The following is a 7,708-nucleotide window of genomic DNA, read 5'->3' as shown; positions in this document are numbered from 1 at the left end:
CTCGGCTAATGGTTCCCCTTAACGGGCCCATAGCGGACTTGCACCGCCAAGTAAATGCGCCCTGCCGGGCGCACCAAATAAAAGAGCCAACTCGTCTTCGGTTGGCTCTTCATATTAACTGTGGTTGATTACTTCAGTTTAAACAGGGCGTCTTTTATCCGGGGCAATATCTGCTGTATATCCTGCAGCGTACTTGCGCCAACCGACACACGGAACCACGGCACTTCATCCGCTGTGCCAAAGGCCGAGAATGGAACGAAAGCCACACCGGCAGCTTTTATCAGGTAAAAATTAATATCCGCCGATGTTTTTAATAATGCGCCTTCAGGCGTGGTTTTACCTATATAATCTATTTTTATGGTAAGATAGATGGCGCCCATCGGCTCTATAGCGTCTACGTTAAAGCCTTCCGATTTTAAGTCTTTAAAGCCCTGGTAAAGGGTGTTCAGGCTGCTTTGTATATTCCCTTTCAGCTCGCTTAAATAGCCGTTAACCAAATCATCCTGCTTCAGGTAAGCAGCCATGGCAACCTGCTCAGCTTTTGGCGCCCAGGCGCCCATATGGCCTACAATGGCTTTCATGTGGTTGATAACATGCGCCGGGCCAAAGCCCCAGCCAACGCGTACGCCCGTAGCGGCAAAACATTTAGAAGCGCCGTCAATAAATATGGTAACGTCCTTCAGTTCCGGGCGTAAAGTTACCGGGTTAAAGTGTTCATGCCGACCAAAGGTAAGCTGCGAATAAATCTGGTCATACAGCAGGTAAAGCGGTTTTTCGCCGGCTAAGCGGGTTTTATTTTCGGCAATTACCAGGTCGCATATCTCTTCCAGGTCTTTTTTGGTGAACATGGTGCCCGTGGGGTTAAGCGGCGAGCATAGGGCCAGCAGCGTTGCCCCTTTAATATGCGGCGCTATTTCGGCAGCCGTAGGCATAAAGTTGTTTTCGGGCGTGGCAGGTATAATCACCGCCTCAGCGCCGGTTAAGTCGCAATAATGGTTGTTATTCCATGACGGTGCAGGAAAAACCACTTTATCGCCCGGGTCAACAACGGCCAGGTAAGTTGAATAGATCAGCGGACGTGAACCGCCCGAGATCAGTATCTGGTTAGCTGCATATTCCAGTCCGAAGCGGCTTTTTAAAAAGGCCGAAACGCTTTGGCGCAAATCAAGGATACCGTCGGCTGGCGGGTAATTGGTTTGGTTATGCCCATAGGCATCAACTATGCCTTGCTTTAATTCGGCGGGGATGGGGTAAATGTTTGAGTCAAAATCACCTATCGTAAGATTGGCAATATTTTGTCCCTGTCGTTTAAGCTCGTTTATTTCGCCGGCTATTTTAATAATTTCAGATCCGTGCAGATTTTGGGCCAATAAAGAAACACTCATGGTAATGTGAGAATTATGAATGCGCAAAGTTAAGGTAAAAGCTGAAAGCAGGAAGTGAAAACCTGTTTTTAAATAAGCGTGTTAGCTTTGCAGGCAGTGCTAATCGTTATTCAACCCTTTTTCGGGCATCCATACCTGGGTTTTAATGAGCCACCTGTCATCGATATGCCTCAATACAAACGCAAACGCCCCTTTCGCCTTAAAACTGTTGCGCCCGGGTAATTCCCCGGTATAGGTTACGGGCACTATGAGGTAAACATTCTCTACATTTTGCTGGTACACATTTATAGGGTCAATGCGGGCTTTAAATTTGCTGATATGATTAATTTTCACGGCTCTCTCTACGGAGTTTATCCATTGCACACCCGCCGTAAGTCCGTTCCACGAGTAAGGGGCTTCGTCGTCTGCTACAACAGCATTCGGCGTATACAGGTTGGCTACGGCCTGGTCGTTAAAACTGCTTGATGCATTGATCACGACCTTCACCACGGCAACAACGTCCGGCACCGGGATGGTGTCTGTTACCCTGTGGGCTTGGCCGATATCCCGGAAACCAGGCAAATAACGGCCGGTTGCAGCGGATCCGCCTGCTGCGGCGAACAAAAAAAATAAGCAGGGAAGTAGCTTTTTTGTCATTGCGGTGCGTTAATGGCCGTCGGCTTATCTCCCAGGGGGGATAATACAAGCTGGCGATACGGTTATTATTGTTCGAATATAAAAAAAAGGATTTGATGTCCGAAAGCTATTTAAAGCATCTGCGATCAAAATAAAAATGCAGGCGGCTGCGGATTGACGGCAGGTTTATACCTTTGCAGCATGGAAACCATTACATGGCACGATTTTGAAAAAGTGGAACTGCGTGCAGGCACAATTCTGGAAGTTGAAGAATTTCCCGAAGCGCGTAAAACTGCCTATAAATTGAGGGTTGATTTTGGTCCGTTTGGTATCCGCTGGTCAAGTGCGCAGATCACTAAGCATTATACCCGGGAAGAGCTGCCGGGCCGACAGATTATCGGCGTCATCAACTTTCCCAAAAAGCAGATCGCAAACTTTATGTCGGAGTTCCTGGTAACCGGCTTTGCCGATGAAAACGGCGATATAGTTTTGGCTGCAATAGAAAAGCCTGTCCCCAATGGAAGTAAATTAATTTAGTTCAATAATAATCAGTTAAATCGTCCTTAAACCGGTGAATGGCGGTGCCCCCTGAGCGCCGGTAAAAACAGGCAAGAGCGAAAAAAACCATAAAAAAACAAATCCGAAATCGTAAATCCGAATTCCGAAATCAAAATGAGGTACGTTACTTTTGGCGATGAGCCAACCATATCGCCCGATGAGTTTTTTATGGGCGAGGCGCTAAAAGAAGCGCAGGCTGCCCTGGCTGCCGACGAAATTCCGATTGGCGCTATTGTGGTTTGCAACGGGCGCATTATTGGCCGCGGGCACAACCTAACTGAGCGGCTCAACGATGTATCGGCCCACGCCGAAATGCAAGCCTTGACCGCCGCCGCTAATTCAATGGGCGGTAAATACCTCCGCGACTGCACCTTATATGTAACCATGGAGCCTTGCGTTATGTGTGCCGGTGCATGCTACTGGTTTCAGCTAAGCCGGATTGTTTACGGAGCGTACGATACTAAGCTTGGCTTTGGGCGTTTAAACCAAAAAATCACCCACCCCAAAACCATCATCACCGGCGGCATCCGCGAAAATGAATGTGCAGAACTGGTTAGGGGCTTTTTCAGGAGCAAAAGGAAATAATTTGTGCCGGGCATCATAAAAGCATAAGCTATACTGCCAATTTAGAAGTTATCAGCGAACAACGGCATCGCAATTTTGTTGCATTTATACAAAAATGTTACCTTCACTAATAGTTTTAATACTTAATTTTGCCGCCAATCAACCGGTGCGCATATTTTGAAAAAATACAAACGCCATATTATCCATGCCTGGGTGTTATTGCTTTGCTTTATAGCAGGGCAGTATATGGTGTATGCACATCAGCATAAATTAAACCAGGGATTAAAGCCGGCGCATGTGGTAAGTAAGCATCAGCCCGGGCAAACTGTCACCGAAAAGTGTAAGCTTTGCGATGCTATGCATCATTACAATGCGGTTAGCGACAATCATGCAGCACTTACCTTACTGCCTGCCGAAGATATAACGTATGTATCGCCTGTTTACAACTTCACAAGCTTATCGCTTATACTTGCGGGGGGCCGTGCGCCGCCGGTAATGGGGTGATCTGTCCCAAACCCAATCACTTTTAAAGCGTTGTTAAAAAACACCTTTTTGCTTTGATAATTATTTCCGGCTAAACCACTGTAATCATTTATCAGCCATAAGGCCGGTCGCAAATTCAATCACTACATTAAATGAAATTCAAGATAAAAATATTAAGTATTATATCCCTGCTTTTACTAAACACGGCAATAGCACTCGCAACGGCCGTAAACAATAAGCACGACGACGCGGGGACCATATCCGGCACAGTAACCGATAAGGCCGATGGGAAACCCATTATTGGCGCCACCGTAAGTATTCCCGACTTAAGGCGCGGCTCTATAACCGATGTTAATGGCCATTATACATTAGACAATTTACCTAAAGGTATTTACCTGGTGCAGGTTACTTATGTAGGCTACGCCTCATTTAACCAGCGTGTCGATTTTTCAAAGATCACCACGCTTGATGTTCAGCTCCAGGTGTCTTCTATCGAAACCGGCGAGGTTGTAATTACCGGGGTAAGCAAGGCAACCGAGATAAAACGCAACCCGGTACCGATGGTAGCTGTCGGGAAAACTTATATAGATCAGCATTCGGCGGCCGGTAACGCTATCGATATGATCGCTACCATACCCGGTGTAAGCGCTGTAACTACCGGGCCAAATGTATCTAAACCATTTATACACGGGCTCGGCTATAACCGCGTAGTTACCCTGCAGGATGGTATACGCCAGGAAGGGCAGCAATGGGGCGATGAACATGGCGTAGAGGTCGACCAAAACTCGGTTGAAAGAGTGGAAGTGATAAAAGGTCCTGCAAGTTTATCGTATGGGTCTGATGCTATTGGCGGTGTGGTAAACTTAATTACGCCATCGCCGGTTGCCAACGGCAAAATATTGGGCTCTGTTCAGGGCACATACGGCACCAATAACAACCTGCTGAATGGCTCATTCCGGCTGTATGGCAACCAGAATGGTTTGGTATGGGGAACCATTCTTTCCGCAAAAGAAGCTAAGGACTATCAGAACCAGCATGACGGCCGAGTTTATGCCACTAACTTTAAAGAGAAAGACGCCCGTTTTATGGTAGGACTGAATAAAAATTGGGGAACATCGTATTTCAATTTTTCACTATTCGACGACCAACAGGCTATTCCTGATGGCAGCCGCGACTCGCTGACCCGGCGGTTTACCAAACAAACTACCGAAGATGATGCATCGCGCACCATTGTGCCCGAATCAGAACTGACCTCATACAAATTGCCGGTATTGCACCAGCATGTGCAGCTGTACCGTATTTACAATAACAGCAACTTTAACCTGGGCAATGGCAACCTGATCGTTAACCTTGGCTACCAGTTCAGCCACCGCCGGGAATATACCCACCCCGAAGACGCCGATGTTGCCGGCCTGAATCTCCACCTCACAACTTATACCTATGATTTTAAGTACAACTTTAACATGGGTAATGGTTACGAAACTACTGCCGGTATAAACGGTCAATATCAAAATAACACCATCGGCGATGCGACAGAATTCCCGATACCGGCCTACCACCAGTTTGATATAGGTCCGTTCCTGATTATGAAAAAGAGTTTCGGTAAACTGGACCTGTCAGGCGGGGCCAGGTTCGACAGCCGCTCCTTTAGCGGAAAGGCAGCTTATATTGATACCCTGGCAGGCAAGTACCCGCAGCTATACACCGGCGCCGACCCTGAAGTTGCGCCAAATGTTGTCCAGCAGTTCGCAGCCTTAAATAAAACATTTTCGGGCTTCAACGGAAGTTTTGGGGCAGCTTACAATTTCTCGAATCAATTTTTGCTGAAGGCTAATATTGCTCGCGGCTTCAGGGCGCCCAGCATTGCCGAGCTTTCTGCAAACGGCCCCGATCCCGGCTCACAGATATACCATGTAGGCAATGCCAGTTTCAAGCCTGAGTTTAGTACCCAGGTAGATGTTGGCGCATTCGTTACACTGCCTAATGTCTCATTCAGCGTTGAGTTGTTTAATAATAAGATCAGCAACTATATTTTCCAGCAACAGGAGCTGAACCCCGATGGTTCGCCTGTCATCACCGGCGGGTATAATACGTTTACCTATGTACAAAGCAAAGCAAGGATAAATGGCGGTGAATTCAGCATCGACATACACCCTTTGAAATGGCTGCATTTTGAAAACTCAATGGCGTTAACCTATGGCCAGAACCTGGGGACAGGCGGCCCGGTTGCCGATAGCTTAAAATACCTGCCATTTATACCACCGCTGCATACGCATTCCGAACTGCGCGGTAATTTCAATGCCGGGTTTGGCAATTTTAAGAACGTTTATGCTTTTGTGGGACTGGACCACTACAGCGCACAAAACCGGTTTTTTGCAGCTTATGGTACTGAAACCTATACAGCCGGATACAACCTGTTAAGCGCAGGTATCGGTACAGATGTAGTTGACGCCGCCGGAAAACCAATTGTAAAAATATTTATTGAAGGCACTAACCTGGGCAATATAAATTACCAGAGCAACATGAGCCGCTTAAAATACTTCGACAATGCAAACGTACCGGCAGGCGTTCAGCCGGGTATCTTCAATATGGGCCGCAATATCAGTTTTAAGGTTGTTGTGCCATTTGATTTATCGCCCCATCCAAAATCATAATATATCAGTTAGTTAAATTGAAAGTCCCGCCGAAAAGCGGGATTTTTTGCTTTGGCACGGTCTGCCTGATTTACTGTTGCGCTCACCCTATTCAATAACGAAGTTTTAAGTGTCAATAAAACACGCTTTATTTATAAACATTCTAAATAGGCCTGTATGACAAAGGATTGACATTGCAATATGCGAAACCTGTTACTTTTGTTGGGTTCAAATTTAAAATAGCTTTGAAGTATCTAAAGGTAATCGCTTTTACGCATAAACAGATTGAGTTGAAGGAGTTGGGACGACTGGTGATTTGCCAGGAGAACCTCACCGAGAAACTTCATCGGGTGAAAAAGCAGTTTGATATTTCGGAACTGTTTTACCTGGCTACCTGCAACCGCGTTGAGTTTGTATTGCTTACTCAGCATGTGGTGGATAAAGCTTTTGCCAAGCAATTTATGGATGCCATTGACATGGGGCTTTGCCCGGTGTCGACCGGTACTTTTCTTGACTCGGCGGCAATTTATGAAGACCGCGAGGCCCTTGAACATTTGTTGCGTACATCATGCTCGCTCGAGAGCCTGGTAGTAGGGGAAAAGGAGATATTAGCCCAGGTACGCAAGGCTTACGAAGATTGCCGCGAGGCCGGCCTTACAGGCGACGGTTTGCGCATGTTTATGAATTGCATCGTAAAAACGGCGAAGGAAGTTTATACGCATACAAATATCTCTAAGAACCCTATTTCGGTCGTCTCGCTTGCCTATCGAAAATTAAAAGAGCTGAAACTCTGCTCAAACGCCCGCGTACTCATCATCGGCGCAGGCGAAACCAACCGGAACCTCTCAAAATATCTTCAAAAACATAAGTTCTCAAATTTCACGGTTTTTAACCGCACCGTTGACAAGGCAGCCCTGTTGGCCCGCGATTTAAGCGGCGAAGCCTTTAACCTGGAAGCGTTAAAAACATATAACAAAGGCTTTGATGCCATCATAACCTGCACCTCCTCTACCGAACCTATCATCACCCCCGAAATTTACAAAAGCTTACTGAATGGAGAAACCGGCCGCAAAACCATTGTGGACCTGGCCGTGCCGAACGACACCCACCCGGATGTGCTGCTGCAGTTTCCTATCAATTTTATCGAGGTGCATTCGCTGAATGAGGTCGCCAAAAAGAACCTGCAGGAACGTTACGAAGAACTTACCCACGCCGAAGCAATTATTGAAGAAAACATTAACGGATTTTTATTGGAGCTGAAGCAGCGCCGCATTGAGCTGGCTATGCGCCAGGTACCCGAGAAGATCAAGGAGATTCGCAACACCGCCCTCAACTCCGTATTTGCCGATGAAGTACAAGGCCTGGACGACGCCAGCCGCGAAGTACTGGAAAAGGTGATCAACTACATGGAGAAAAAATATATCAGCGTGCCGATGATCATGGCCAAGGATATATTAATCAATCACTAAA

Annotated in this window: 7 protein-coding genes; 5 read left to right on the top strand and 2 right to left on the bottom strand. The window is 46.8% G+C overall.

Features of this window, described 5'->3' with window-relative positions; all coding sequences use genetic code 11:
- Window positions 1–128 precede the first annotated feature (128 nt).
- Both Q3W13_RS08525 and Q3W13_RS08520 read right to left on the bottom strand, forming a co-directional pair.
- Window positions 129–1,385, bottom strand: a complete 1,257-nt coding sequence (locus tag Q3W13_RS08525) for a pyridoxal phosphate-dependent aminotransferase (RefSeq protein WP_302862931.1) — start codon at window positions 1,383–1,385, stop codon at window positions 129–131.
- 99 nt (window positions 1,386–1,484) lie between these two features.
- Complete coding sequence (locus Q3W13_RS08520) at window positions 1,485–2,021, bottom strand: hypothetical protein (protein WP_302862929.1); 537 nt, start codon at window positions 2,019–2,021, stop codon at window positions 1,485–1,487.
- Between the two features lie 180 nt (window positions 2,022–2,201).
- Between Q3W13_RS08520 and Q3W13_RS08515 the strand changes: the two genes are divergently transcribed.
- The 5 genes from Q3W13_RS08515 (at window position 2,202) to hemA (ending at window position 7,707) form a co-directional block, all read left to right on the top strand.
- A complete protein-coding gene (locus tag Q3W13_RS08515) occupies window positions 2,202–2,537 on the top strand; it encodes a tRNA-binding protein (RefSeq protein ID WP_302862927.1) in 336 nt (111 codons plus the stop codon).
- A 135-nt stretch (window positions 2,538–2,672) separates the two neighbouring features.
- A complete protein-coding gene (locus Q3W13_RS08510) occupies window positions 2,673–3,143 on the top strand; it encodes a nucleoside deaminase (RefSeq protein WP_302862925.1) in 471 nt (156 codons plus the stop codon).
- A gap of 156 nt (window positions 3,144–3,299) precedes the next feature.
- Window positions 3,300–3,626 (top strand): hypothetical protein, encoded by a 327-nt coding sequence (locus Q3W13_RS08505; protein WP_302862924.1) that lies wholly within the window; start codon window positions 3,300–3,302, stop codon window positions 3,624–3,626.
- 131 nt (window positions 3,627–3,757) lie between these two features.
- Window positions 3,758–6,259 carry a TonB-dependent receptor gene (locus Q3W13_RS08500; protein WP_302862923.1) on the top strand — a complete coding sequence of 834 codons (2,502 nt, stop codon included), beginning with the start codon at window positions 3,758–3,760 and terminating at the stop codon, window positions 6,257–6,259.
- A gap of 224 nt (window positions 6,260–6,483) precedes the next feature.
- Window positions 6,484–7,707 (top strand): glutamyl-tRNA reductase, encoded by a 1,224-nt coding sequence (gene hemA / locus Q3W13_RS08495; RefSeq protein ID WP_302862922.1) that lies wholly within the window; start codon window positions 6,484–6,486, stop codon window positions 7,705–7,707.
- Window position 7,708 lies beyond the last annotated feature (1 nt).

The sequence above is a fragment of the Mucilaginibacter sp. L3T2-6 genome (assembly GCF_030519355.1).
In the GTDB taxonomy this organism is placed as follows: Bacteria; Bacteroidota; Bacteroidia; order Sphingobacteriales; family Sphingobacteriaceae; genus Mucilaginibacter.
The sequence above is the reverse complement of the archived record's forward strand: the minus strand, read 5'-3'. Positions and strand labels throughout refer to the sequence as shown.

What these genes read in the sequence shown, in the direction of transcription:
- Q3W13_RS08515 (WP_302862927.1), top strand. Translation starts at nt 2,202, where the DNA reads ATGGAAACCATTACATGGCACGATTTTGAAAAAGTGGAACTGCGTGCA.
- Q3W13_RS08500 (WP_302862923.1), top strand. Translation starts at nt 3,758, where the DNA reads ATGAAATTCAAGATAAAAATATTAAGTATTATATCCCTGCTTTTACTA.
- Q3W13_RS08520 (WP_302862929.1), bottom strand. Translation starts at nt 2,021, where the DNA reads ATGACAAAAAAGCTACTTCCCTGCTTATTTTTTTTGTTCGCCGCAGCA.
- Q3W13_RS08525 (WP_302862931.1), bottom strand. Translation starts at nt 1,385, where the DNA reads ATGAGTGTTTCTTTATTGGCCCAAAATCTGCACGGATCTGAAATTATT.
- Q3W13_RS08510 (WP_302862925.1), top strand. Translation starts at nt 2,673, where the DNA reads ATGAGGTACGTTACTTTTGGCGATGAGCCAACCATATCGCCCGATGAG.